Below are 24,823 nucleotides of genomic sequence, written 5' to 3' on the forward strand. Positions count from 1 at the left end.
ACCTAGGGTTTGAGGTCATGACCGAGGTCGCACGGCAGGGGCGGGTCGCTCGGGCCGGGGTTCGAGCCAGAACCGGCGTACGTGAGGGGCTGAAACGGGCCCGTCACGGGCTGGCGCTCGCCGTGCAGGCGGGGCTGGCGGCCGGGATCGCCTGGTTCCTGGCGCACGACGTATTCGGGCGGCCGTCGCCGTTCTTCGCGCCGATCGCGGCCGTGATCACGCTGGCCTCTTCGGTCGGGCAGCGGGCCCGTCGCACGGCCGAGCTGGTGCTCGGGGTGGCCATCGGCATCGGCATCGGGGACGCGCTCATCCTGCTCATCGGCAGCGGTCCGTGGCAGATCGGGCTGATCGTGCTGCTTGCGGTGGTCGTCGCGACGGCTGTCGGCGGCGGTACGCCGTTGGTCGTGCAGTCGGCCTCGTCGGCCGTCCTGGTCGCCACGCTCACTTCGAGTACGGGCCTGCCCTGGACGCGGTTCTTCGACGCCCTCGTCGGCGGTGGCGTCGGGCTGGCCGTGATGACGGTGCTCCTGCCGCTCAACCCGCTCAACGTCGTACGCCGGGCGGCCGACCCGGCGCTGCGGGCCCTGGCCGACGGGCTGCACGAGATCGGCACGGGCATGGCCGAGCGCAACCGCGACACGATCGGCGACGCGCTGAGCCACCTGCGCGGGGCGGAGACGTCGTTCGCCGCGTTCTCGGCCGCTGTCAGCGCCGCCCGCGAGAACGTCGCCTTCGCGCCGGCCCGCTGGCGCAGCCGGGGAGCGCTCGCCCTCTACGTCGACGGGGCCAACCACATCACGTACGCGTTGAGGAACTGCCGCGTGATGAGCCGGCGGGCCGACACCGCGCTCGGCGACGACGAACCGATCCCCGAGGTGCTGGCCGTCTCGGTCGGCCTGCTGGGCGACGCGGTCGAGCTGTTGCGCCAGGAGTGGGCCAAGGGCGTCGAGCCGGTGGCCGCCAGGGAAAGGGCCCTGCGCGCCGCGGCCGAGTGCGGCCAGGCGTACGAGGAGGGCGTCGGCTTCTCGGGCGGTGTCATCGTCGCCCAGGTACGCACGGCAGCCACCGACATCCTGCGGGCCAGCGGCGTCGACTACGCCGAGGCGCCGCGCCTGGTCCGCCGAGCTGTCGGCCGCCCCCACTCCAGCCGCCGCCGGCCGTCGTCCCGCTCCGCCTTGGGCCACCCACCGACCTGACCCGCTCCGGCCTGCGGTCACCCGCCTGCCGTGCCGATCGCGCTACACGCTGCACGACGGCGCGCGCCTGCGGGCCGCCGCACGCGACGGGCTGACGTCGTCAGCCTGCGCGACGGGCTGACGTCGTCGGCCTGCGCGCGGCGGGCCAATGCCGCCGGCTTGCGCGATGGGCTGACGCCGCCGGCCTGCGCGACGGGCCGATGCCGCCAGGCTCGCCGACCTGATCATGCGACGTCGCAGACGGTGCGCCGAAGGCTCTGAGGCGATCGGCATGGTCCTCAGCCCGCCGTGATCATCCTTCTCGCTCGTCTCGCCCCCCGCCGGCGGTTATTGCTGCTGCGGGTCGGTCGGGCGGTTCTCCGGATCGGTAGTCCCGGCAGCGGCTTCGGAGGGCGACGGCGCGAACGGCGGCGGGGTCGGGTACCCCGCAGAGGCGGGCTGGTGACCGCGATCGGCGGGGTAGCTGTAGGTCGGCTGGGTGCCGTCGCTGGCTTGGCCTCCGTGGTGCGGCTCAGCGCTGTCGGCTGGCTGGGTGCTGTCACCGGACTGGGCGCTCAGTTGGGAGCCGTCGCCGGGGTGAACGGCATAGGTGGGCTGGTCGCCGTTCGCGGTTGGGGGGCCGTAGCCCGGTTGTGCGCCATGACCATGCGAGGGCTGGCTGCCGTGACCGGGCTGTGTTCCGTAGGCAGGCTGGCTGCCGTATCTGGCCTGATCTCCGTAACTCGCCTGGCTGCCGTAACCCGCTTGGCTGCCGTAACCCGGCTGGGCTCCGCCGCCCGGCTGAGGGGCATAGCCCGGTTGCCCGGCGTATCCGGGCTGGCCGCCATACCCCGGCTGAGTGCCGTATCCGGGTTGAGGGCCGTAGCCGGGCTGTGTTCCGTGCTCGGGCTGGCCGTAGGCAGGTTGTGCCCCGCCGCCGGGTTGAGGGGCATAGCCCTGCTGCCCGGCAGATCCCGGCTGACCGCCGTACCCGGGCTGGCCGCCGTACCCGGGCTGGCCGCCGTACCCGGGCTGAGTGCCGTACCCGGGCTGAGTGCCGTACCCGGGCTGAGTGCCGTACCCGGGCTGAGTGCCGTACCCGGGCTGAGTGCCGTACCCGGGCTGAGTGCCGTACCCGGGCTGAGTGCCGTATCCGGGCTGAGTGCCATACCCGGCCTGGCTGCCATATCCCGCCTGGCCGCCGTAAGCAGGTTGGGCCCCTTGTTCGGGCTGGCCGTAAGCGGGTTGTGTCCCGTAGCTGGACTGGGAGGCGGAGCCCTGTTGCCCGCCATATCCGGGCTGGCCGCCATACCCAGGCTGGGGGCCGTATCTGGGCTGGGGGCCGTTCCCAGGCTGGGAGCCGTATCCGGGCTGAGCGCTGTATCCGCCGGGGTGAGCGCCGTAGCCGGGCCAGGGGGCGTAGCCGGGCGGTGGGCCGTAAGCGCCGCTGGTCGGCTGGGGGCCGTAGGCCGGTTGCCCGGCATAGGGGTGAGCGGGTCCGGCGTACGCCAATTGCGGGACGCGGATCGGTAGCGGGACCACCGGCTCGGCCGGGGGTGGCACTGTGCGCGTCACGCCGTCCGGGAAGGCGATCTGGTAGTTGTGGCCGTCCCAGAAGGCTTGCGGCGCCTGGGGGTCCTTGGCTGTGAAGACCGATCGGTACTCGAGGATTTCGGTGAGTAGGCGCTGTTCCTCGGCCGCCGCGCGGTGCAGGTCTTGTGGCTTGCGGTCGAGGCCGCGGTTCATGCCGTCGCGTAGGAGGGCCAACTGCGTCGAGGCGAACTGGAAGCTCTTCATTGCCTTCTGGCCGGCGTCGCCCGCTACCCGGCGGGCCCACTGGCGGGCCGAGTAGCGCCGGCCCAGACTGCCCAGCGCGGCCACCTCGGGCGGCGAGAACCAGCCGGTCGAGACGTAGAACGGCAGCACCCGTTCGGTGAGCCGGCCCTCCCAGGCGCGCAGCGCGATGGCGAAGCCGACGACCGCGAAGAAGAACGGGACCATGAAGCCCAGATAGCCGTACAGCATGATCAGCGGTTGCGACAGGTTGACCGAGAGCGTCGGCAGCAGATTGAACGTGCCGTGCAGGATCATCGCCAGCAGCAGGCCGGCGATCGGCGCCAGCCAGCGCACCCGGCGGTCGCCGGAGCGGGCCGCGATGCCCAGGCCGATGCCGGTCATGGCCGAGAACAGCGGGTGGGCGAAGCCGGTGAACAGGATGCGCACGATGAAGATGGCGAACAGGTTCTGCAGGCCGGTGGCGGGACCGTACTGCTCGACGCCCGCCTGGTAGCCGTGTTCGCCCAGGTAGAGCACGTTTTCCACCATGGCGAAGCCGAGCGCCGACATGCCGAGGTAGACGATGCCATCGGTGATGCCGGACCATTCGGCGCGCCGCCGCCAGAACAGCAGGAGCGGGCCGGCCGCCTTCATCAGCTCTTCGATGAACGGCGCCACCAGCACCGCCACCAGGGCGTCGGGCAGGCCGATCTTTTCGAACAGGATGGCCGAACCCGTGTTGACCAGCAGCGCCACGGCGGTGGCGATGGCCGCGCCCCAGGCGAAGCAGAAGGCCAGGTAGCGGATGGGCTCGGGCTCGTAGCGGTCGAGCCAGAGGAAGGCCGCCACCAGCAGCGGAACCGGCAGCACGGCGGCCGTCAGGCCGATGACCAGGCCGGTGACGCCGATGTTGACGCCCAGGAACAGCAGCATGCCGATGGCGCCGGCCAGCAGGAACGAGACGACGCCGGCGATCGGCAGCCACCGCCGCCACCCGGTCCGGCGTGCCGCGACCGACAAGCCCGTACCCGGCATGACATCAGTGGCGACGCCCGCGGTCGGCTCAAAAGAAGGAGCGGCGGCCGCGGTCGGCTCCAGGGAGGAAGCAGAGGAGGGCGCGACGGCAGCAGTCGGCTCGCCCTGAGAAGACGCCGGAGAGGCCGGCGGGGAGGAAGGCGGAGGAGCTGACTGGTCGGGCGGGACGTCGGCCATGTGGCCAGCGTAGTCACCCGATAGGCGACAAGCCGCCCCGAGTCGCTTCCTGCATGATCAAGACAGGCGTCAGAGATAGAGCCCGGTGCCATCCGGTTCGACCCTGACGGCGGCAACGGCGTGCACGTCCCGCTCGCGGAGCAGCACATACTCCCGCCCGTGCAGTTCGACCTCGGACCGGTCGTCGGGATCGAAGAGAACCCGGTCGCCCACGACGATCGAGCGGACGTTGGGCCCGACACCCACCGCGGTGGCCCACGAGAGCCGCCGGCCCATCGACGCCGTGGCCGGGATGACGATGCCGGCCGTGGAGCGCCGCTCGCCCTCGCCCCCGTCCTGACGGACGAGTACGCGGTCGTGCAGCATGCGGATCGGCAGTCCGCTCTCGGTCCGGGTGTCGGTGCTCACGACTGCTGACGGTACGCCGCTCGCCGTGGCAGCCACCGTGGGGGAGCGTGCAGCCACTAGGTTGTACCGGTGAGCCGGTTGCAGCGAGTCCGGGAGAATTTCAAGCGCGCCTATGAGTCGGGCCGCGATTCGGTGCGCCTGGCTCGCGAGGATTCGCACACCGAGCCGGACGCCGAGGTCGAATTCGCCCCGCCGCCGCCCGAGCCGGACGAGGTGCACCACTCGACCAGCAGCCGGGACGACGCCGAGGTGCCGCATTCGCTGCGCATCGCCGCGGCCTGGGGCTGGCGGCTGATCGTGGTCGGCCTGGTCGGCTGGGCGTTGCTGCGGTTCGTCGGCATCATCAGCGTGGTCGTCATCCCGCTGGCGGTGTCGCTGCTGCTGTCGGCCCTGCTGGCGCCCGCGGTCGGCTGGCTGCGCCGGTTGCGCCTGCCGCCGTCGCTGGCCACGTTCTTCGTGTTGATCTGTGGCCTGGCCGCGGTGGCGGGAACGCTGACGCTGGTGATCACCCAGTTCGTGAACGGTCTGCCGCAGCTCACCGAGGGCGCCACGGCGGGCATCCGGACCATTCAGGAGTGGGCCAAGACCGGGCCCCTGCACCTGTCGGACGACCAGGTCAACCAGGCCATCGACAACGCGCAGGACTGGATCAACTCGAACACCGCGTCGCTGACCTCGACCGGCATCGCCACCGCGGCCACCGTGTTCGAAGTGCTGACCGGCGCCGTCCTGGTGCTGTTCTCGACGTTCTTCTTCCTGCGGGACGGCCGCAAGATCTGGCGTTTCATCGTGCGGCTGTTCCCGGTGAACGCCCGGTGGTCGCTGGCCGACGCCGGGGACGCCTCGTGGGTCACGCTGGGCGCCTACGTGCGGGCCACCGTGCTGGTCGCCTTCATCGACGCCGTCGGTATCGGCATCGCCCTGGTGATCCTGGACATCCCGTTCCCGTTCCCGCTGGCCGCGCTGGTCTTCCTGGGCGCGTTCATCCCGATCGTGGGCGCGAGCATCTCGGGGGCGGTCGCCGTGCTGGTCGCGTTGGTCGACCAGGGCTGGGTGATCGCGCTGATCGTGCTGGGCGCGGTGATCCTGGTCCAGCAGGTCGAGGGGCACATCCTGCAGCCGCTGATCATGGGCCGGGCGGTGGCGATCCATCCGCTGGCCGTGATCGTCGGGATCGCCTCGGGAGTGGTGCTGGCCGGCATCATCGGCGCGTTGATCGCCGTGCCTCTGATCGCCGTGCTCAACACGGGCGTACGCCGTCTCGCGCGCCGCAGACCAGAAGTGCCGCCGTCCGCCGTGGTGGTGGCGGGCGGCGGCACTTAAAAAACAACTAAGCGGGGCTGACGCTGAGGCCGACCTCGTTGACGCCGACCGTGGCGTCCACGACGACCTCGCCGTTACCGCTGCGCGAAAGGGCGCGCAGCGTCCACGAGCCGGGCGCCGCGAAGAAGCGGAAGACGCCCTCGGGCGACGAGACCACCTCGGCGGTGAACTCGCCGGTCGAGTCGAGCAGACGCACGTACGCGCCACCGACGGGTTCGCCGTCGGCGTTCTGCACGATGCCGGTGAGCACCGTCTCGCGGTTCAGGTCCACGTGGGCGGGCACGGGCGCCGACTGGTCGGGCGCCGCGCAGCCGGCCGCGACATTGGGAGAAGTCATGGTCACGCCTTCCCGGGCTCGTCGCCGAGGGCGATCGGCACGCCGATGAGCGAGCCGTACTCGGTCCACGAGCCGTCGTAGTTCTTGACGTTCTGCTGGCCCAGCAGCTCCTTGAGCACGAACCAGGTGTGCGAGGAGCGCTCGCCGATGCGGCAGTAGGCGATGGTGTCCTTGCTGCCGTCGAGGCCGGCGTCGCCATAGATCTTGGCCAGCTCGTCGTCGGACTTGAAGGTGCCGTCCTCGTTGGCCGCCTTGCTCCACGGCACGCTGATCGCGGTCGGGATGTGGCCGCCGCGCTGCGACTGCTCCTGCGGCAGGTGGGCCGGGGCGAGCAGGCGACCGGCGAACTCGTCGGGGCTGCGCACGTCGACCAGGTTCTTGACGCCGATGGCCTCGACGACCTCGTCGCGGAAGGCGCGGATCGACAGGTCGGGCGCCTGGGCCGAGTAGCTGGTCTTCTCGCGGACCGGCACGTCCTTGGTGTACGGGCGGGCGTCGAGCTCCCACTTCTTGCGGCCACCGTCGAGCAGCTTGACCTGGTCGTGGCCGTACAGCTTGAAGTACCAGTACGCGTACGCGGCGAACCAGTTGTTGTTGCCGCCGTACAGAATCACCGTGTCGTCGTTGGAGATGCCGCGCTCGGACAGCAGGGCGCCGAACTGCTCCTGGTTGACGAAGTCGCGCCGGACCGGGTCCTGCAGGTCCTTCTTCCAGTCGATCTTGATGGCGCCGGGGATGTGTCCGCCGTCGTAGGCGGTGGTGTCCTCGTCGACCTCGACGAAGACCAGGCCCGGGGTGTCGAGGTTCTGCTCGGCCCAGTCGGCCGAGACGAGTGCGGTGTCGCGACTCATCAGGTCACTCCCTTGTCAGGTGAGAGATAGGGGTGAGTCAGCGCACGGAGTTTGGTGTCGCACCGCGCGCGGGACCCAGTGGAGATGGAATGGATCTCGAGCTGTCGTGCGACGGCGCCACGAATCCGGCTGCGTTGCCGGCGGGGAGAGAGCTAGAAGGTGCTCAGCACACGTGGCCCCGTCAGATGACGGGGCGACACAGGCAGGCGGCCATGCGGCACAGGTCGACCGCACGCCTCTTGGTGAGCAACAGGCTCATGAGAACGGACCCTACCAGCGCTTCACGTGCTGGTAACAGAGTCCGACCACGATCCGGGAAGGAGGCCGAGCTCACAGACCGCCCGCGTTGAGTGACACGTTGTCGGCGCCGGCGGTGAACCGGAGGCCGTCGGGCGTGGGTTCGACCTTCTGCACGGCGAGCTTCAGCGGCAGCTCCGGCACCCGCAGATCGACCGAGAGCTTCTGTACGTAACTGTTGATCAGATTGCGGATCAGCGGCACGTTGGGCAGGTTCGCCGCCGTGACGTCGGAGAAGCGCACCTGCACCACGCCCTCCTTGACGGTCACCTCGGCCGTGCCGGAAACGTCGAAGGTCTGACCCAGAGCCTGTACGGGCGCGCTGCCCACGAGTTTGCCGTCGCGCTCGGCCAGCTTGAGCCCGGGCTGGCCGATCAGCTCGGCCAGCTGCGGATAGTCGATCACGCCGGTGCCGGTCACCGTCTTCGCCACGATGTCGCCGTTGCCGCTGCGGATGGTGTCGAGCGGCGCGTTGACGTTGTCGGCGTTCACGTCCAGGTTGCCCACCCGGACGGTCCGGTTGTTGCCGGCCGGGCCCGAGAGGTTGGCCAGCTTGATCCGGATGCGCTCGTAGTTCCCGTCGAGCACCTGGGTCAGGAAGGGCACGCCCTCGATCGTCACGTCCGGCTTCTCGCTGGTCGCCTTCTGATCGGCGATCTGCTCACTGACCCGGTCGCCGATCATGCGCTCGGCGTAGCCGGCGGCGAACCGGTCGAGCGCCACCAGGACACCGGCCAGCAGGATCAGCAGCACGATCAGGGTGATGAGCAGGCGGCGTCCCCACCGCTTCTTGCGCGGGCGCTCAGTGCCGTAGACCTCGCCGCTCACCGACCGTCCTTCCGCCGAACTGCCGAGCCGAAACTGCCGAGAACCGTACATGCCCCTATCGAGGGCCCGGCGAAACTGCTAAGCGAGGAACCAATGGCTCAGGGCGTACGTGACCGGGGCGAGCAGAGCGAAAGCGCCCAGCGGCCCCTGCATGTGCCGGGCCACCCAGAAGGTCGGCGCGTCACCGGCCAGCCGGCGGTCGGCCTGCCCGAAGTTGACCGCCAGGTCGACCAGGTGCGCCACCAGCACCGCGATCAGGCCCAGCACGGCGCCCTTGGCCGGCGTGAACGGCAGCACCAGCCGGCTGCCCAGCGCGGCCGCGGCCAGCGTGCCGAGCATCGCCCCGAGCACGATCCCGGCGGCGCCGCGGGGCACCTGGGCGGCCAGGCGGGGCTTGGGGAAGACCGCGTCGGTGCCGCGGGCGACCAGCAGAGCCACCCCGGCGGCGACGGCGCACACGGTCAGAGCCTGCGTGCCCACCTCCTGCCGGGTCAGGATGATCGGGATCGCGTACGCGACGACGCCCGCCACGATCACCAGCGTGGTCCGCCACGAGTCGGTCACGCGCTTGCGGTCCTCGGCCCGGATGAGCTGGCCGAGCACCGCCGCGACGAAGCCGCCCAGGGTCACCCAGACCATCGGCAGGAAGGCGGCCCGCGTACTGGTGACGGCGATGTAGTCGGCCACCAGGGCGACCACCACGCAGACCCCGGCCGTGATGGCCGCGGCCGGCGGGGCCAGCGCCATCACCCAGGCCAGCAGGGCCAGCAGCTGAACCCCGAACAGCACGATGGCGTACGGCATTCGCGAGTCGGGCGCCGAGGTCAGGGCGCCCAGCACGAGGCCGGCCGCGAGCAGCCCGGCGAACCCGGCGATGGCCAGCGACAGCTCGCGGCGGACGGGAACGACCTCGACCTCGCCGAACTCGTCGTCCTCGCCCTCGTCGGGTTCGTTCTGGCTGACGACGTCGGGTTCGGGCTCCTCCCGGAAGCCGGCGGACGGGCGCTTGCCGCCGCCCCGCGCGATCTCGCGTGAGGCGTCGGCGTCCCAGGACTCGTCCTGCGGCATGGTGGGGAACACGCAAGCGATCGTGCCAGAACGAACGCGAAGGCCCAATTCGGCCGGCTGTGTAAAACCCCTGTTACGAAACTGCCGAACGTCGCTCTTTAGAGCGTTCACTACATCACTCAGACAAACGATCGAGGCGTTCCCGGTGATGCATCGGTTAAGGTAAGCCCAGCCCACCCGTCGGTGACGCCGGGAACTGTCCGCCGATGACGGAACCGAAAAGTAACGCCATCGAGTCACCCGAGCGGCCTCGCGCCGCAAGGACGGAGGTGAGTGTGGAAATCCTTCTGTTGGTGACGGCACGCGACGGTGAGCCGTCGGCTGTGCTGCCCGCGCTGGATCTGCTTCCCCACTCCGTACGCACCGCCCCCCGCGACGTCCGCACCCTGGTCTCCGGGCCCAGCCCCGACGCCGTGCTGGTCGACGCCCGCTCCGAGCTCTCCGAGGCCCGCGCCACGTGCCGCATGCTGCACGCGACCGGCATCGGCGTCCCGCTCATGGCCGTCGTCACCGAGGCCGGCCTGATCGCGCTCAACGCCGACTGGGGTGTCGACGACGTCATCCTGGCCGCCGCCGGCCCGGCCGAGGTCGAGGCCCGGCTGCGTCTGGCCGTGGGCCGCCTGAGCAACGCGACCGCGGGCGCCGGCGGCTCGATCCGCGCGGGCGAGCTCAACATCGACCCCGACACGTACGCGGCGAAGCTCAAGGGCCGTCCGCTCGACCTCACGTACAAGGAGTTCGAGCTGCTCAAGTTCCTCGCCCAGCACCCGGGCCGGGTCTTCACCCGCGACCAGCTGCTGCGTGAGGTCTGGGGCTACGACTACTTCGGCGGCACCCGCACGGTCGACGTGCACGTCCGTCGCCTGCGGGCCAAGCTGGGCTCCGAGTACGAGTCGATGATCGGCACCGTGCGCCAGGTGGGCTACAAGTTCGTGGTGCCGCCGTCCGGCCGCCAGCTGCCCGACAACGCGCCGGTCTCGCTTCCGGTCTAGTGTCGAGGGCATGACGACCGTCCGCCCGCTTGACCGGTTGAGTGCTGCTGAGGCGGCCGAAGTTCTGGCCTTGGCGGCCGCGGCCGAGCAAGCCGACGGGGTCTACCCGCTATCTGAAGATGTAGTTCTGCGTGTGCGCGGTGGGGGCGACCCTTCCGCGCACACTCACTTTCTGGCCTACTCCGGCGACGATCACCTCGCGGGCTACGCCTACCTCGAGCGTGGAGGCTCGGGCGAGCTGTTCGTGCACCCGTCCGCCCGCCGCCACGGCCACGGCACCGCCCTGCTGGCCGCGGCCGGTGGCGGGCCGCTGCGCTTCTGGGCGCACGGCGACGAGCCCGGTGCCCGGGCCTTCGCCGAGAAGAACGGCTTCGAACGCGTACGGGTTCTGTGGCAGATGCGCCGTTCGCTGACCGAGCCCCTGCCCGACATCCCGCTGCCGCCCGGGGTCACGCTGCGCGGTTTCCGCCCCGGTCACGACGAGCAGGCCTGGCTCGGGGTCAACTCGCGGGCCTTCGCGCACCACCCCGAGCAGGGCCGCTGGACGCTCGACGACCTGCGCCTGCGCGAGGCCGAGCCGTGGTTCGACCCGGCCGGCTTCCTGCTCGCCGTCGACATCGAGGACACGCTTCTCGGCTTCCACTGGACCAAGGTGCATCCCGCGTCGGGCGACGACCCCGCCCTCGGCGAGATCTACGTGCTGGGCGTCGACCCGGCCGGGCACCGGCGGGGCCTGGGGGCAGCGCTGAGCGTCGCCGGCCTGAGCCACCTGGCCGCCCAGGGGCTCACCGTGGCCAACCTCTATGTCGACGAGTCGAATGCCGCCGCCGTCGCGCTCTATCGCCGTCTTGGCTTTGCCATTTATAAGACGGACATCTCCTACTTCCGGCCATAATTCCTGGTAGGTGGCCTTCGCCACAGCGCACGGTGAGACGGCGAACCTCAGGAGTAACGAGCCGGACAAGGACGTGTCTCAGGGCGATAACCTCCGCCCGGATATGTCGGACAAGTCGGTCTCTAGTCACTCAGTTCACGCAACGGACAACTCGCCCTCAGGGTAAGGCCACATTCGAGCGTCGACGTGTTCACCGCGCGTTCATTTAGGCCCGGCTAACCGGCTACCTCGCGCTTTTAGCTTCGGTGATGCCGGTGCGACGCCGGCGTGCACACCACCGAAGGGAATATTGTGAAGCTCCAGCGGTCCGGTTTTCTCGCAGCCGGCATTGCTTTGACTGCGACGCTCGCGCTGACCGCGTGCGGTTCGGACAACAACGAGCCGTCGAGCGGGGGCGGCGAGTCCGCCGCTGCCGGCAACTGTGTCGCCGGCAGCCTGACTGCCCAGGGTTCGTCGGCGCAGAAGAACGCCATGGACGAGTGGATCAAGACCTACCAGGGTCAGTGCGCTGACGCGAAGATCGACTACCAGGGCACCGCCTCGGGCGCCGGCATCCAGGCGTTCATCGCGGGCACCGCCGACTTCGCCGGTTCCGACTCCGCCCTCAAGGAGGAGGAGCAGCCGCAGGCCGACGCGAAGTGCCCCGGTGGCGCCGCGCTCAACCTGCCGATGGTCGTCGGCCCGATCGCCGTCGTCTACAACGCCGAGGGCCTGGACAACCTCCAGCTCGACGCCCCGACGCTGGCCAAGATCTTCGACAGCAAGATCACCAAGTGGAACGACCCGGCGATCGCGGCGCAGAACTCGGGCGCCAAGCTCCCGGACACCGCCATCACCGCCGTGCACCGCTCGGACGAGTCGGGCACGACTGACAACTTCACCAAGTACCTGAGCAAGACCGCCGAGGCCGACTGGACCTACGGCAACGCCAAGGCGTGGAAGGCCAAGGGCGGCACCGGCGCGGCCAAGTCGGACGGCGTGGCCACCGCGGTCAAGAGCACCCCGGGTGCCATCTCCTACGTCGAGCTCTCGTACGCCGAGAACCAGGACCTGCAGAAGGCCAAGATCAAGAACGGCGCCGGCGAGTACGTCGAGCTGACCGGCGAGTCGGCCGGTAAGGGCATCGAGGGCGCCAAGATCGAAGGCACCGGCAACGACCTGAAGCTGAGCATCGACTACACCGCCACGACCGCGGGTGCGTACCCGATCGTTCTGGCCACGTACGAGATCGTCTGCAGCAAGGGCAGCGCGAAGGCCAAGGAGCTGAAGGCCTTCTTCACCTACACCTCCAGCACCGGCGGACAGCAGGCGCTGAACGACCTGGGCTACGCCCCGCTGCCGGAGAGCATCCGCAGCAAGGTCGAGACCGCGGTCGCCTCGATCTCCTGATCTGACTGAATCCCTCCGAGACGACAGCGAGCGAGCAGATGGGTGACAACCCCTCCCGCTCGGAGAACGCCACCGCCGGCGACCTGGGTGTGACTGGACGTCACGCCCGGGGCGCCGGCACCGGTGTTTCCCCGAGTAGCTACGAAGAACCCCCATTCGGCGGCGGGGGCGCCCTGCCCAAGAAGACCCGCTTCGGCATGGAGGCCGGCTTCAAAGGCCTCTCCGTGGCTGCGGGCGCGATGGTGCTGGTCATCATCGTCGCCATCGCGGTGTTCCTGATCTCCAAGGCCGTGCCGGCGATCAACGCCGACACCGAGAACTTCCTGACCTTCAACCAGTGGTTCCCGAACGAGACCCAGCCGCGGTTCGGTATCGCGGTCCTCGCCTTCGGCACCGTGCTGACCTCGATCATCGCGTTGCTCGTGGCGGTGCCGATCGCTCTCGGCATCGCGCTGTTCCTCTCGCACTACGCGCCCAAGCGGCTGGCCACGCCGCTCGGGTTCGTGATCGACCTGCTGGCCGCCGTGCCCAGTGTCGTCTTCGGCCTCTGGGGCCGGGACGTCTTCATGGAGCCGGTCCGCAACTTCTCCGCGTGGCTCAACGAGTACTTCGGCTGGATCCCGATCTTCGGCGGCGACGGCCCGTTCGGCCGCTCGGTGCTGCTGGGCAGCCTGGTCCTGGCGATCATGGTGCTGCCGATCGTCACCTCGCTGTCCCGTGAGGTCTTCATGCAGACCCCCGGCATGAACGAGGAAGCCGCGCTGGCCCTCGGCGCCACCAAGTGGGAGATGGTCCGCACCGCGGTCCTGCCCTACGGCAAGCCGGGTGTGATCGCCGCGGTGATGCTCGGCCTCGGCCGGGCCCTCGGCGAGACCATCGCCCTGGCCCTGACGCTGGGCGTCGTCTTCAACATCTCGTTCAACATCATCGAGAACGGCGGTAACTCGATCGCCGCCAACATCGCCAACGCGTTCGGCGAGGCCAACGAGACGGGCCGCGGCGCCCTGATCGCGTCCGGTCTCGTGCTCTTCGCGATCACCCTGGTGGTCAACATGGCGGCGCGGGCGATCATCTACCGTCGGCGCGAGTTCCGGGACAGCGCGGCATGAGCGACTGCACCGAGCGGCACTCAGCCGCACCGATGAACGGCCTCGCAGGCGAGGGCCAGGAGCGCATGCCCCAGGGAGCACAGCATGAGCCTTCTTGAACGTGAGTCCTCCGGCGTCGTCATGACGACGGACAACATCCGGTCCCAGAAGCTCCACGTGGGCCTGAACATCGGCATCGCCGCGGCCGCGCTCGTCGTCGGGCTGGCCCTGGCCTACGGCTTCGGCATCGGCAACTACGTGCTCGGCGTCGTCCTCGGCGTCGTCATCTACCTGATCGGCCTGCAGATCGTGGCGGGCCGCATCGAGGGCCGGCGGGCCGCGCGCGACCGCATGTGGAAGACGCTGATCTACGCCGCCTGCGTGCTCGCCATCCTGCCGCTCGCCTCCGTGGTGTGGACGCTGATCTCCAAGGGTGCGGGCCGCCTCGACGGCAACTTCTTCGGCTCGTCGATGAACAACATCGGCGCCCGGGACCCCGAGGGCGGCGCCTACCACGCCATCATCGGCACCCTGGAGCAGGTCGGCATCGCCACCCTGATGGCGGTTCCGCTCGGCGTCCTCGGTGCGATCTACCTGGTCGAGTACGGCCGGGGCAAGTTCGCCACCACCGTCCGCTTCTTCGTCGACGTCATGACGGGCATCCCGTCGATCGTCGCCGGCCTGTTCATCCTCTCGTTCTGGGTGCTCATCGTCAGCCCGTGGTTCAACAACGGCACCCCGCGGTTCTCCGGGTTCGCCGCCTCGCTGGCGCTGACCGTGCTGATGCTGCCGACGATCGTGCGCTCCACCGAAGAGATGTTGCGCCTGGTGCCAGGGCCGCTGCGCGAAGGTGCGTACGCCCTCGGTGTGCCGCAGTGGAAGACGATCCTCAAGGTCGTGGTCCCCACGGCCCTGCCCGGCATCGTCACCGGCATCATGCTCGCCGTCGCCCGTGCGGCCGGCGAGACGGCGCCGGTGCTGCTGGTGGCCGGGGGCGCAGCGGCGATCAACTTCGACCCGTTCGCCGGCGGCCAGCAGTCGCTGTCGCTCTTCGTGTACCAGCAGGCCGGTGACGCCTCCCGGTACGCCCCGGCGCGGGCCTGGACCGCCGCGCTCACCCTGGTCGCGATCGTGCTCGTCCTGACGGTCGCCGCCAAGCTGCTCGCCCGTCGCAACAGTCTGTCGAAGTAGAGGTAACCCCACATGGCCAAGCGCATCGAGGCGAGCAACGTCTCGTCCTACTACGGCTCGTTCAAGGCCATCGACAGCGTGTCGATGGTCGTCGAGCCCAAGACCATCACCGCCCTGATCGGGCCGTCGGGTTGCGGCAAGTCCACGTTCCTGCGGTCGATCAACCGCATGCACGAGGTGCTGCCCAACGCCCGCATCGAGGGCTCGCTCACGATCGACGACCAGAACATCTACGACCCGGACGTGGACGTCACCGCCGTCCGCCGCCTGATCGGCATGGTGTTCCAGCGCCCCAACCCGTTCCCGACCATGTCGATCTACGAGAACGTGGTCGCCGGTCTCAAGCTCAACGGCGTCAAGAAGAAGTCGGTTCTCGACGACGCCGCCGAGCAGTCGCTGAAGTCGGCCAACCTGTGGAACGAGGTCAAGGACCGCCTGGGCCGTCCCGGCGCCGGTCTCTCCGGTGGTCAGCAGCAGCGTCTCTGCATCGCTCGCACCATCGCGGTCGAGCCGCAGGTCGTGCTGATGGACGAGCCCTGCTCGGCCCTCGACCCGATCTCGACGCTGGCGATCGAGGACCTGATGTTCAAGCTGAAGGACCGCTTCACGATCATCATCGTCACGCACAACATGCAGCAGGCCGCTCGTGTCAGCGACAAGACCGGCTTCTTCTCGATCGACAAGACCGGTGACCCCGGCCGCCTGATCGAGTACGACGACACCCAGAAGATCTTCAGCAACCCGACCGAGAAGAAGACCGAGGACTACATCACCGGTCGCTTCGGCTGATCCTTCGTTCCACCGGCGGCGCCCTACTGGATGTGCAGGAGGGCGCCGCCGTCGTCTGTCAGTTCCACGCGCGGCATGACGGGCGTTGCGGCATCGCGACGGCTCGCGGCCGCGACTATTTGCGCCATTTCCCCGTACGCCGAGAGTGAGTCGACCGTGCGCCGGGTGGGCGGCAGCATGGGCAGGCCGGCCGTGGTGCTCGCGGTGGCCCAGGTGGCCTCGGTGACCTCGCCGGAGACGTCCCGAGCGGACTGGCCTTCGGGCAGCAGCGAGACGAAGAACCAGGTGTCGTAGCGCTTGGGTTCGAATTCCGGCGTGACCCAGCGGGCCCACGGGAACAGCAGATCGTCGCGCAGGCGCAGCCCGCGCCGGCGCAGCAACTCGTCCAGGGTCAGCTCGCGGGCGGCGACGGCGGCCCGGTCGGCCTCCCAGTCCGGGGTGCTGACGTCGCTCAGGGTGCGGTCGGGCTGCCCGGCCGGGCCGGCCAGCAGGACGCCGGTCTCTTCGAACAGCTCCCGCACGGCGGCGCCGACCACCGCGTGGGCCCGGCCGGCGGGCACACCGAGGCGGTCGGGCCAGTCGGTGCGGAGGGGTTCCGGGCGGTCGGACGGGTCGACGCCGCCGCCGGGGAAGGCGTACAGGCCGCCGAAGGCCATCGTCTTCGCACGCTTCAACACGTACAGCTCGAAGGAAGCGCCCGCCGGGCGCAGAAGCACGACGGTGGCCGCGTCGCGCACCGGGGCCGGATCGCCCGAGAACTCGCGTGCCCTCTTGACCATTGCCGGGGGAAGCCGCACAGGCGTCGGATCGGTCACGTCCCGATCGTCCCACCCGAGGGCGGAGGAACGATACCGTAAGGATCATGACGGAACAGAAGGTTCGCTGGGGAATCCTCGGCCCCGGCGGGATCGCCGCCCAGTTCGCCGGTGACCTGTCGCTCGTGCCCGGCGCCGAACTGGCCGCCGTCGGCTCCCGCCGGCCCGAGACGGCCACCGCGTTCGCCGAGCGGTTCGGCTTCGCCCGGGCCCACGGCTCGTACGCCGACCTGGCCGCCGACCCCCGCGTCGACGTCGTCTACATCGCGACGCCGCACGCCTTCCACGCCGAGGCGGCGCACCTGTGCATCGAGGCCGGCAAGTCCGTGCTGGTGGAAAAGCCGATCACCCTCGACCTGCCGTCCACCGCCCAGCTCGTGGCCCACGCCCGCGAGAAGAACGTCTTCCTGATGGAAGCGATGTGGATGCGGCTCAACCCGGCCATCCGCAAGATCGCCGAGCTGGTCGAGGAGGGCGCGATCGGCTGGGTCAGCGCTATCCACGCCGACTTCGGCCTGCAGGGCCCGTTCGAGGCCGGCCACCGCCTGCGCGACCCCAAGCTGGGCGGCGGCGCCCTGCTCGACCTGGGCGTCTACCCCCTCAACTTCGCCCAGCTGATCATGGGCGCGCCGGCCTCGGTGCAGGCCTGGGCCCACCTCACCCCCGAGCGGGTCGACGAGAACACCGGCATCCTGCTGGGCTGGGAACCGGGCGCGGTCGGGGCGCTGACCTGCAGCATCAACGGTCAGAGCCGCAACAACGCCACGATCACCGGCACCGACGGCCGCATCGAGCTGCCCGAGGGCTTCTTCGTCCCCCGCACGTTCACCCTGCACCGCCCCGGCCGCGACCCCGAGACCTTCGACCTCGACTTCCCCGGCCGCGGCTACCAGTTCGAAGCGGCCGAGGTTCAGCGCTGCCTGCAGGCCGGCGAGCTCGAGAGCCCGCTGATGTCGCACGCCACCACGCTCGAGATCATGACCCTGCTGGACACGATCCGCGAGGAGATCGGCGTCATCTACTGAGCCGGGGCCTCAGGAGAAGACCGGGCGGAAGAGGAAGTAGAGGGCGCAGGCGATCAGACCGGCCGCCGGGAACGTGGTTATCCAGGCGATGACGATGTTGCCGGCCACGTTCCAGCGGACGGCGTTCAGGCGCTTGGTGGCGCCGACGCCCATGATGGCCGACGTGATCGTGTGGGTCGTCGAGATGGGGGCGTGCAGCACGTACGCGTTGAAGAAGAGCACCGTGCTGGCCACCGTCTCGGCGGCGAAGCCCTCGGCCGGCCCCAGGTCGATGATCTTGCGGCCGAGTGTGCGGATGATGCGCCAGCCGCCGGAATACGTGCCGGCGGCCAGCATGGTCGCCGTCGTGATGTAGACCCACCACGGGATGTCGGTGGCGTTGTCCTGGAAGCCGCCCGTGTAGAGGGCCAGCACCACGATCCCCATCGTCTTCGCCGCGTCCTGAATGCCGTGGCCCAGCGACATGAGCGCGGCCGAGAGGGTCTGGGCGACGCGGAAGCCGCGGTTGAGCCGGCCCGGGTTGCCGCGGCGGAAGATCCACATGATCGCGACCATCACGGCGAAGCCGAGCAGGAAGCCGACGACCGGCGAGGCGACCATCGGGATGAGCACCTTGTCGACGATCGTGCGCCACTGCACCTCGCCCAGGGCCGGCCCGGCCACCAGAGTGGCCCCGACCAGGCCGCCGAACAACGCGTGGGACGAGCTCGAGGGCAGGCCGAACCACCAGGTGATCAGGTTCCAGGTGACCGCGCCGAGCACGCCGGCGAAGACGATGCCCAGGCTGGGCACGCCGAGGTCGAGCTTGACCAGCCCGTCGCCGACCGTCTTGGCCACGTCGCCGCCCAGGTGGGCGCCGATGAAGTTGCCGACGGCGGCCATGGCCAGCGCGATCCGCGGGGTCAGGGCCCGGGTGCTGATGCTGGTGGCGATGGCGTTGGCGGCGTCGTGGAAGCCGTTGGTGTAGTCGAACGCCATCGCGGCGACGATCACCGCGAGGACGGCGAAGAACTCGGGCGACAAGGCCTAGGACTCCTTGACCGCGATGGTCTCGACGGTGTTCGCCACGTGCTCGAACGCGTCGCAGGCGGCCTCGAGCTCGTCGGCCACCTCTTTCATCTTGAGCACCGTGAGGGCGTCGTACTCGCCCGAGAAGAGCCGGACCAGAAGCATTCGGTACGACCGGTCGCCCTCGTTCTCGAGCCGGTTGATCTCGATCCAGTACTCCTCGAGGCCCTTCATCGCGCGCAGCTTCGGCATCGCGTCCGCGGTGATCTTGGCCTGCTGGTCGAGCACGTCGGCCAGTTCGTGCATCTCGCGCGGCAGCGACGGCAGCTCGGTCAGCCCGTACAGGTAAAGCAGGTTGCCGACCGCCTCGAGGTGGTCCATCACGTCGTCGAGCTGCGAGCCCAGCGAATAGATGTCCTCGCGGTCGAACGGCGTGATGAAGGTCGAGTTGATCTTCTTGTAGAGAGCGTGGGTTATCTGGTCGCTGTCGTGCTCGACGTCGGTCAGCCGGTCGCTGACCGATTGCACGTCGACGCCGGGCAGCGCCAGCTCGTTGAGCAGCGCGGTGCCCTTGACGAGGTTGTTCGCGGCCTGGGTGAATAGGTCGTAGAACGCGCCCTCGACCGGGCGGAAGGAGAACTTCACGGGGCGAACCTCGTTCGACGGACGACGGTTTGATCTCCGGAGATGCTACGGCCTCCCCTGGTTCACCCGTTGGTCGCCTGTTAAACGGGTTCGTGGCGCCGATCCGCCCGGGCCGGGTGGGGCCGCGGCGAGCCCCGGCGGACGGCCCGGGTGGGCAGGGATTCCCGCCCTTCCCAGCGGTCCACCGGGTGCCGCCGCAGGTGCCGGGCCAGCCCGCGCTGGTCGCGATCGGCGATCACGTCGACGCCGGCCGCGCCCAGCTCGGTCCAGATCGCGGCCCGCGCCTTGCGGGGCCCTTCGGGCAGGCCCGAGATGCGCACCGTACGGCCGTCGTCGTGGGCCGAGCGCACCATGGCGTGCAGCAGATGCCGTTCCTCGGCCGGGATCGGCTCGAGCCCGTCCCAGCCGAACCGCCGGCTCCAGGGCTCGCTGATCATCGGTACGAGCGAGGCCGGCGCCGTGCGCGAGCCGATGTCGTCGAACGACCCTTCGGCGAACGCGTACCGCAGCTCCTGGGCCGCCAGCAGCTCACGGACGTCGACGATGCCGGTCACCGAGACGGTCACCGCGCCCGGCGCCGGTTCCCCGCGGTCGCAGTGGCTGAGCAGCGCGGCGTGGTCGCGCAGCTGCTGGTCGAGGATCCGGTAGGCCCGCAGGAGCGTGTCGGCGTCGCGGACCGAGCCGGTGATCTCGACGACGAGCCGGAACGGCACCTGCTGGTCGCGGGCGAGCCGCCCGCCGTTGCCGCGGGCACGGGCGAACAGCGGGGTGAGCACGAGCCGGCGCAGGGTGCGGCCGGGCTGCGGGGCACCGGGTCCCAGGAAGAGTTCGCCGCGGGGGCCGGGAGTGACCGGCACGGTGAGACCGCCGAGCCCGCGCTGGAACACCTTGGGCAGCGGGTCGACGTCGTCCGGGCGCGCCAGCGCGTGCCCGGCGGCCAGATAGGACCCGCGGCGGTGCCGCAGGGCGAGTCCGGCCGCGGTTACTCCGGCCAGGCCCGCGACCCCGGCCAGGCCGCCTGCGATCGCAAGCCCGTTGTTCACGTCACACACCATCCGATTCGGGCAAAAATGGGCGTTTTATACTCTGACACAAGTGCTACCCGACCCCGGGAATGTCGCGCAGAATTCCCTCATGCCACCGTCCGCCGAGGCCTTCGAGGCCGAGCGTCCGCACCTTGTCGCCGTCGCCTACCGGATGCTCGGCAGCATCGCCGAGGCGCAGGACGTCGTGCAGGAGGCCTGGCTGCGCTACATGCGGGCGGGCGACGACATCCGCGACGTACGGGCCTGGCTGACCACGGTCACCGGCCGGCTCTGCCTCGACGTGCTCAAGTCGGCCCGCGTGTCGCGCGAGGCCTACACCGGCCAGTGGCTGCCCGACTACTTCGTCGACCCCGACATCGGCCCGGCCGGGCAGGCCGAGCAGCGCGACCAGGTCGGCCTGGCGCTGCTCGTCGTGCTGGAAAGGCTCACCCCCGAACAGCGGGTGGCCCTGGTGCTGCACGACGCCTTCGCGGTCCCGTACGGCGAGGTGGCCGAGGTGCTGGGCACGACCGAGGCCACCGCCCGGCAGCACGCCTCCCGCGGGCGGCGGGCGGCCGCCGAGGGCACGGTGCGGCACAACGCCGGCCTGGCCGAGCAGCGCCGCGTGCTGGCCGCCTTCATCGACGCCGTGAACAGCGGGGACATGCAGGCGCTGGCGGCCGTGCTGGCCCCCGACGTGGTGTCGATCAGCGACGGCGGCGGCTTCACCAGCACCGCGCTGCGCCCGATCGTCGGGGCCGACAAGGTGTCCCGCTTCTTCGTCGGCATCGCGCACGGCCGCCGCATGGAGGGCGCCGTCCTGGAGCCGGCCCTGATCAACGGCACCGCGGGGGTCTTCGTCCGCGGGAACGGCCTCTACGGCGCGCTCGGCGTCACCGTCGCCGACGGCCGCATCACCGGCCTGTTCCAGCAGCTGAACCCGCAGAAGTTGCTAGTCAGCGACCTTCTGTAGGTACTGGTGGAAGTGGGTGGCGAACGGCTCACTGCCGTCGCCCAGCGCCACCAGCAGCTTGTCGGCGGCGGCGCGGGCCTCGCGGACCAGGTCGTCGGGGTAGCCGAACTGGGTGCGGTGCTCGTCGAACTCGTCCTCGTCGCGCAGCTCGACCACGCCCGTGGTGCGCCGGCGCACCACGTCGAGGTCGAGATCGATGATGTGGACGGTGTCGCCCTCCCAGCGCGCGGGGGTGGTGATGTCGCAGTAGACCTCGCTGGTGCGCGGCTGCGGGTTGAACATGCCCGTCCACCACGCGTGGTGGGGGATGAGCAGCACGAACGGGATCTGCTCGACGGACGGGCGGCCGTGGTAGACCGACGCCGTGCCCTTGGTGACGCCGACCCACACCCCGAGCTCGTCGGAGTGAAAACGGCGGGCTGGGTAGTCCCGATGGGCCGAACCGTCGTACTTCGTGTAGACGACCCGGACCGTGTCACTCGGCATGCGAGAACACTAACGGTGGTCGGCTTCTGTCGGTGGTGGCGGGTACCGTCTGCCCGTGCCCGCAGCAACGAAGAAGCCGGTGTCCGCAGAACAGCTCCTCGAGGCCGCCGTCGGCGCCGTGCCCGGCGGTTCCTCCCGCCCCGGTCAGCAGGCCATGGTGGCCGCCATCGACAAGGCCGTCCGCGAGCGTGAGCACCTGCTCGTGCAGGCCGGCACGGGCACCGGCAAGAGCCTGGCCTACCTGACACCGTCGCTGCTGGTCGACGGCCCGGTCGTGATCTCGACGGCCACCCTGGCCCTGCAGAACCAGCTGGTCGAGCACGATCTGCCCCGCCTCGCGGCCGCGGTCGAGCCGGTGCTCGGCCGCAAGCCCACCTATGCCGTGCTCAAGGGCCGCCACCACTACCTCTGCGTGGCCAAGATGGAACACGCCGACGAGGAAGAGCCGACCGACACGCTGTTCGACGACGCGCCGCCCAAGGCCACCCAGTGGCTGGGCGAGGCGGGCCGGCTGGGCAAGCAGATCCAGCGGCTGCAGGCCTGGGCCGAGAAGACGAAGACGGGCGACCGCGACGAGCTCGATCCCGGCGTCGACGACACGGCCTGGCGCCAGGTCTCGATGCCGGCCCGCGACTGCGTCGGCGCTCAACGCTGCCCGTACGGCGCCGAGTGCTTCGCCGAGGCGTCGCGCGCCCGCGCCCGCGAGGCCGACATCGTGGTCACCAACCACAGCCTGCTCGCGGTCGACATGCTGGCCGACCGCCACATCGTCCCGCCGCACAAGCTGCTGGTCATCGACGAGGCGCACGAGCTGGCCGACCGGGTCTCCTCCGCCGCCCAGGCCGAGCTAACGCCCGAGGCGATCGAGCGCTCCTCCCGCCGGGCCCGCACGCTGCTGTCCCCGGCCGCCGTCGAGTCGCTGGCCGAGGCGGCCGACGCGCTCACCGTCGCGCTGGCCGAGGCGCCCGCGGGCCGCATCACCGGCGGCCTGCCCGAGCCGCTGGCGGTGGCCGTGGCGCTGATCGAGTCGTCCACCCGGGCCGGCCTCACGGCAATCGGCGACGTCAAGTCCGACGACCCCGACCCGGTCCGCAAGCAGCAGGCCAAGGCCGCCTTCGACGATCTCAACGACACCGCCCAGCGCCTGCTCGAAGAGTCCGACTTCGACGTCGCCTGGGTCGAGAAGTCCGACCTGGGCAACGGCCGCCGCGCGCTCGTGGTGGCCCCGCTCTCGGTCGCCGGCACGCTGGCTCAGGGCCTCTACGCCGACCGCACGGTGGTCGCCACCTCGGCCACCCTCACGCTCGGCGGGCGGTTCGACACCGTGGCCCGCTCGCTCGGCCTGCCGGTGGCCGCCGCGCCCGCGAACGGCCCCGAGACCTCGGGCGACGGCTGGACGTCGCTCGATGTGGGCTCCCCGTTCGACTATCCCCGCCAGGGCATCCTCTACGTCGCCGCCCACCTGCCCCGGCCGCAGATGTCCGGCCTGCCCGCCGCGGCCGGTGAAGAGCTGGTCAAGCTGGTCGAGGCGCTGGGCGGCCGCACGCTGGGCCTGTTCTCGTCGCGCCGGGCCGCCACCCAGGCCGCCGAGCTGCTGCGTGCCCGCACCGACCTGCCGATCCTGCTGCAGGGTGAGGAGTCGCTGCCGGTGCTGGTCCGCAAGTTCCGCGACGACAAGGCGAGCTGCCTGTTCGGGGTCATGTCGCTCTGGCAGGGCGTGGACGTGCCCGGCGACGCCTGTCAGCTGGTCGTGATCGACCGGCTGCCGTTCCCCCGCCCCGACGAGCCGCTGGCCGCCGCCCGGGCCGCCGCCGTCGACGCCGGTGGCGGTTCCGGCTTCGCGTCGGTGAGCGTGCCGATCGCCGCCGTCCGGCTGGCCCAGGGCGTCGGCCGCCTGATCCGGTCCACAGGCGACAAAGGCGTGGTCGCCGTGCTCGACTCCCGGCTCGAGACGGCCCGCGGCTACGGCGCCTTCCTGCGCAAGTCGCTGCCCCCGTTCTGGTACACGACCCGGTCCGAGGTTGCCATGGGCGCCCTGCAGCGCCTCGCCGGCCAGTGAGGCCCACGCGCCGCTGGTGGCTGATCGGCCTCGTCGCGGTCTGGATCGCGGTGGTGGGCGGGCTGGCCGTCTGGTCGGTCGGCCACGAGCGGGCCACCGTGCCCGAGCAGCGTGACATCGGGCTGGCCGTGGCCGACCTGCAGCGGGCCGCCGGCACCGCCTACGCTGCCGCGACCGGCACCGACCGGGCCGTGGTGCTGGGCGAGGTCGAGCTGGCCCGCGACTGCCGCATCACGCCGGTCCGCTCGGGCCTGGCGGCCGCCCGTGCCGTGACAATCTACGTCGACGACACGAAGGCGCCCGAGGTGGTCGAGGACATCGCGGCCCGGCTGCCCGGCGACTGGGCGGCCGACTGGGGGCTCAGCAGCGGCGGCACCCGCATCTCGCTGCACGCCGACGCGGGCAACTTCGTCGGCCTCGACCTGAGCGCCGCCGCGGTGGCCAGCACGCTGACGCTGCGATTGACCACCGGCTGCCGTCCCCTCGACGGCGCGGCGCCGAGCACGGCCGACGCCTCCGCCGCTCCGGCCCCGGCCCGGCTGGCCACGGTGGTCAAGGCACTGGGCGCTCAGCCGGCCGCGTCCGTCGCCCGTACGGTCGTGTGCCCCTCGGGCGGCGTGGCCGGCTCGTGGACGGTCGACGGGCTGCCCAAGCAGGACGGCCGGAAGGTTCCGGCCCAGCCCGTCCGGGTCGACGACACGCTGGGCGCCTATCTGGCCGGCGCCGATTCGGTGGTCGTCCGGCACGACGCCGACCAGCTCAGCGTGACCGTGAGCACCGCCTGTCAGTAGACGAGCGCCTGCGCCCCGTCCGACATGATCTCTTCGACGAAGACGGCGGCGCCGGCGATGCGGATGCCCGGCAGCACGTCGTCCGGCGTGATGCCGCGGCGGGCCGCGCACTGGGTGCAGGCCGTCACCCGGCCCGCCGAGAGCAGCAGGTCGAGCAGGTCGGGCAGGGGAGCGGCGTGCGGCAGCTCGAACTCGGCGGCCCGGCCCGGCACGGCGAACCAGGCCGACTCGCCGGTGAGCCAGAACGACACGTCCACGCCGGACGACAGGGCCGTGCTCGCCACCGTGAAGGCCTGCGAGCAGCGTTCCGGGGCGTCGGTTCCGGCGGTGGCCTTGACGACCAGCAAGCGTGCCATGAGCGCCAGCATAGGATGGGC

Annotated in this window: 25 protein-coding genes; 12 read left to right on the plus strand and 13 right to left on the minus strand. The window is 70.6% G+C overall.

Translation table 11 applies throughout. The annotated features are described in order from the left end of the window. Positions 1–17 precede the first annotated feature (17 nt). A complete protein-coding gene (locus OWR29_RS32275; RefSeq protein WP_267567153.1) occupies positions 18–1,196 on the plus strand; it encodes an FUSC family protein in 1,179 nt (392 codons plus the stop codon). 327 nt (positions 1,197–1,523) lie between these two features. On the opposite strand, the gene OWR29_RS48335 is transcribed toward OWR29_RS32275, so the two are convergent. Beyond that, entirely contained in the window at positions 1,524–4,163 is a 2,640-nt protein-coding gene (locus OWR29_RS48335) for a PrsW family glutamic-type intramembrane protease (protein ID WP_438872685.1), read from the minus strand. Between the two features lie 69 nt (positions 4,164–4,232). After that, positions 4,233–4,529, minus strand: a complete 297-nt coding sequence (locus OWR29_RS32290) for a GroES family chaperonin (protein ID WP_249999670.1) — start codon at positions 4,527–4,529, stop codon at positions 4,233–4,235. A 111-nt stretch (positions 4,530–4,640) separates the two neighbouring features. Between OWR29_RS32290 and OWR29_RS32295 the strand changes: the two genes are divergently transcribed. Next, positions 4,641–5,894 (plus strand): AI-2E family transporter, encoded by a 1,254-nt coding sequence (locus tag OWR29_RS32295; protein ID WP_267567154.1) that lies wholly within the window; start codon positions 4,641–4,643, stop codon positions 5,892–5,894. A 7-nt stretch (positions 5,895–5,901) separates the two neighbouring features. Here OWR29_RS32295 and OWR29_RS32300 read toward each other — a convergent pair whose 3' ends face one another. The 5 genes from OWR29_RS32300 to OWR29_RS32315 form a co-directional block, all read right to left on the minus strand. Further along, entirely contained in the window at positions 5,902–6,231 is a 330-nt protein-coding gene (locus OWR29_RS32300; protein ID WP_438872686.1) for a DUF1416 domain-containing protein, read from the minus strand. Between the two features lie 2 nt (positions 6,232–6,233). Beyond that, positions 6,234–7,082 (minus strand): sulfurtransferase, encoded by an 849-nt coding sequence (locus tag OWR29_RS32305; protein ID WP_267567156.1) that lies wholly within the window; start codon positions 7,080–7,082, stop codon positions 6,234–6,236. 181 nt (positions 7,083–7,263) lie between these two features. Further along, complete coding sequence (locus OWR29_RS48080) at positions 7,264–7,341, minus strand: Ms5788A family Cys-rich leader peptide (RefSeq protein WP_324291286.1); 78 nt, start codon at positions 7,339–7,341, stop codon at positions 7,264–7,266. A 71-nt stretch (positions 7,342–7,412) separates the two neighbouring features. Beyond that, positions 7,413–8,207 carry an LmeA family phospholipid-binding protein gene (locus tag OWR29_RS32310; RefSeq protein ID WP_267567157.1) on the minus strand — a complete coding sequence of 265 codons (795 nt, stop codon included), beginning with the start codon at positions 8,205–8,207 and terminating at the stop codon, positions 7,413–7,415. Positions 8,208–8,285: 78 nt separating this feature from the next. Continuing rightward, on the minus strand, positions 8,286–9,287 hold the full coding sequence (locus OWR29_RS32315; RefSeq protein WP_267567158.1) for a hypothetical protein: 1,002 nt from the start codon (positions 9,285–9,287) through the stop codon (positions 8,286–8,288). Positions 9,288–9,550: 263 nt separating this feature from the next. On the opposite strand from OWR29_RS32315, the gene OWR29_RS32320 reads away from it, so the two are divergent. From OWR29_RS32320 to pstB, 6 genes are all read left to right on the plus strand, one after another. Next, a complete protein-coding gene (locus OWR29_RS32320; protein WP_267567159.1) occupies positions 9,551–10,267 on the plus strand; it encodes a winged helix-turn-helix transcriptional regulator in 717 nt (238 codons plus the stop codon). A gap of 10 nt (positions 10,268–10,277) precedes the next feature. After that, positions 10,278–11,162, plus strand: coding sequence for a mycothiol synthase (gene mshD, locus OWR29_RS32325; protein WP_267567160.1), 885 nt, complete (start codon positions 10,278–10,280; stop codon positions 11,160–11,162). Between the two features lie 291 nt (positions 11,163–11,453). Continuing rightward, positions 11,454–12,551: a phosphate ABC transporter substrate-binding protein PstS gene (pstS, locus tag OWR29_RS32330; protein WP_267567161.1), complete on the plus strand. Its 1,098-nt coding sequence runs from the start codon at positions 11,454–11,456 to the stop codon at positions 12,549–12,551. A gap of 38 nt (positions 12,552–12,589) precedes the next feature. Then, positions 12,590–13,660 carry a phosphate ABC transporter permease subunit PstC gene (gene pstC, locus OWR29_RS32335; RefSeq protein ID WP_267567162.1) on the plus strand — a complete coding sequence of 357 codons (1,071 nt, stop codon included), beginning with the start codon at positions 12,590–12,592 and terminating at the stop codon, positions 13,658–13,660. A gap of 120 nt (positions 13,661–13,780) precedes the next feature. Further along, entirely contained in the window at positions 13,781–14,830 is a 1,050-nt protein-coding gene (pstA, locus tag OWR29_RS32340) for a phosphate ABC transporter permease PstA (protein ID WP_438872689.1), read from the plus strand. Positions 14,831–14,842: 12 nt separating this feature from the next. Further along, the gene (pstB, locus tag OWR29_RS32345) at positions 14,843–15,619 is read left to right on the plus strand and encodes a phosphate ABC transporter ATP-binding protein PstB (protein ID WP_267567164.1); all 777 of its coding nucleotides are present in this window, start codon (positions 14,843–14,845) and stop codon (positions 15,617–15,619) included. A 23-nt stretch (positions 15,620–15,642) separates the two neighbouring features. Here the strand turns inward: pstB and OWR29_RS32350 are convergent, their stop codons facing one another. Next, positions 15,643–16,434: an NUDIX hydrolase gene (locus OWR29_RS32350; protein ID WP_267567165.1), complete on the minus strand. Its 792-nt coding sequence runs from the start codon at positions 16,432–16,434 to the stop codon at positions 15,643–15,645. 47 nt (positions 16,435–16,481) lie between these two features. Between OWR29_RS32350 and OWR29_RS32355 the strand changes: the two genes are divergently transcribed. Next, positions 16,482–17,459 carry a Gfo/Idh/MocA family protein gene (locus OWR29_RS32355; RefSeq protein WP_267567166.1) on the plus strand — a complete coding sequence of 326 codons (978 nt, stop codon included), beginning with the start codon at positions 16,482–16,484 and terminating at the stop codon, positions 17,457–17,459. Positions 17,460–17,468: 9 nt separating this feature from the next. On the opposite strand, the gene OWR29_RS32360 is transcribed toward OWR29_RS32355, so the two are convergent. The 3 genes from OWR29_RS32360 to OWR29_RS32370 all read right to left on the minus strand — a co-directional run bounded on the left by OWR29_RS32360 (position 17,469) and on the right by OWR29_RS32370 (position 20,155). Then, the gene (locus OWR29_RS32360; RefSeq protein WP_267567167.1) at positions 17,469–18,482 is read right to left on the minus strand and encodes an inorganic phosphate transporter; all 1,014 of its coding nucleotides are present in this window, start codon (positions 18,480–18,482) and stop codon (positions 17,469–17,471) included. Between the two features lie 3 nt (positions 18,483–18,485). Beyond that, positions 18,486–19,112, minus strand: coding sequence for a DUF47 domain-containing protein (locus OWR29_RS32365; protein WP_267567168.1), 627 nt, complete (start codon positions 19,110–19,112; stop codon positions 18,486–18,488). Positions 19,113–19,192: 80 nt separating this feature from the next. Next, positions 19,193–20,155, minus strand: a complete 963-nt coding sequence (locus OWR29_RS32370; protein ID WP_267567169.1) for a PI-PLC domain-containing protein — start codon at positions 20,153–20,155, stop codon at positions 19,193–19,195. Between the two features lie 91 nt (positions 20,156–20,246). On the opposite strand from OWR29_RS32370, the gene sigJ reads away from it, so the two are divergent. Next, entirely contained in the window at positions 20,247–21,110 is an 864-nt protein-coding gene (gene sigJ, locus OWR29_RS32375; protein WP_267567170.1) for an RNA polymerase sigma factor SigJ, read from the plus strand. On the opposite strand, the gene OWR29_RS32380 is transcribed toward sigJ, so the two are convergent. Continuing rightward, on the minus strand, positions 21,090–21,596 hold the full coding sequence (locus OWR29_RS32380; RefSeq protein WP_267567171.1) for a DUF402 domain-containing protein: 507 nt from the start codon (positions 21,594–21,596) through the stop codon (positions 21,090–21,092). The two genes, sigJ and OWR29_RS32380, sit on opposite strands and share 21 nt — an antisense overlap. 55 nt (positions 21,597–21,651) lie before the next feature. Between OWR29_RS32380 and OWR29_RS32385 the strand changes: the two genes are divergently transcribed. Together OWR29_RS32385 and OWR29_RS32390 are read left to right on the plus strand one after the other, a co-directional pair. Next, positions 21,652–23,655 (plus strand): ATP-dependent DNA helicase, encoded by a 2,004-nt coding sequence (locus tag OWR29_RS32385; RefSeq protein WP_498371638.1) that lies wholly within the window; start codon positions 21,652–21,654, stop codon positions 23,653–23,655. After that, entirely contained in the window at positions 23,652–24,446 is a 795-nt protein-coding gene (locus tag OWR29_RS32390; protein WP_267567172.1) for a hypothetical protein, read from the plus strand. Before OWR29_RS32385 ends, OWR29_RS32390 begins: the two co-directional genes overlap by 4 nt. Here OWR29_RS32390 and OWR29_RS32395 read toward each other — a convergent pair. Next, complete coding sequence (locus OWR29_RS32395; protein WP_267567173.1) at positions 24,440–24,814, minus strand: DsrE family protein; 375 nt, start codon at positions 24,812–24,814, stop codon at positions 24,440–24,442. The two genes, OWR29_RS32390 and OWR29_RS32395, sit on opposite strands and share 7 nt — an antisense overlap. Between the last annotated feature and the right edge of the window lie 9 nt (positions 24,815–24,823).

Origin of the sequence: Paractinoplanes pyxinae (assembly GCF_026626335.1) — a bacterium.
In the GTDB taxonomy this organism is placed as follows: Bacteria; Actinomycetota; Actinomycetes; order Mycobacteriales; family Micromonosporaceae; genus Actinoplanes; species Actinoplanes pyxinae.